Annotated in this window: 1 protein-coding gene; it reads left to right on the top strand. The window is 37.0% G+C overall.

The genetic code is table 11. From position 1 onward, the window contains the following. A partial coding sequence (locus tag KPL54_RS25855; RefSeq protein WP_253203821.1) for a GntT/GntP/DsdX family permease occupies positions 1-610 on the top strand: 610 nt, incomplete at both ends.

Raw genomic sequence — 610 nt, 5'->3', positions numbered from 1 at the left:
TGGAGTGGAGCAATATTTGGTTTAATAGTTGCTATAGTTTTAATATTTAGAAAGGTAAGTCCTGTATACGCACTTTTTGGAGGTGCTATTATAGGCGGATTAGTTGGCGGTGCTAGTTTAGCTCAAACCACACAAATTGTTATTGATGGTACCAGCAGTGTAATGGGGGCAGTGGTTAGGGTGCTCGCAGCAGGAATACTCGCAGGTATTCTAATTGAGTCTGGTGCAGCAGAGAGAATTGCAGAAACTATAGTGGAAAAGCTGGGTGAAAAAAAGGCTCTTTTAGCAATAGCCATTGCAACTATGGTTATAACTGCTGTAGGTGTATTTATTGCAGTTTCAGTTATTATAGTTGCTCCAATAGCATTGTCCGTAGGTAAAAAAGTTGGACTTACTAAATCTTCAATACTTTTAGCGATGGTAGGTGGAGGTAAGGCTGGAAACATAATTTCTCCTAATCCCAATACTATAGCAGTAGCAAAGGGTTTTAATTTAGATCTAGCACAAGTAATGATTAATGGTTTTATACCTGCAATAGTAGGATTAATAGTAACATATTTCGTTGCTACAATGTTAAGTAAGAAAGGTGAATTAATTAAAGAATCAGAAG

This window comes from Clostridium estertheticum, assembly GCF_018861295.1.
In the GTDB taxonomy this organism is placed as follows: domain Bacteria; phylum Bacillota; class Clostridia; order Clostridiales; family Clostridiaceae; genus Clostridium_AD; species Clostridium_AD estertheticum_D.
This window is presented reverse-complemented; position numbering and strand designations above follow the sequence as displayed.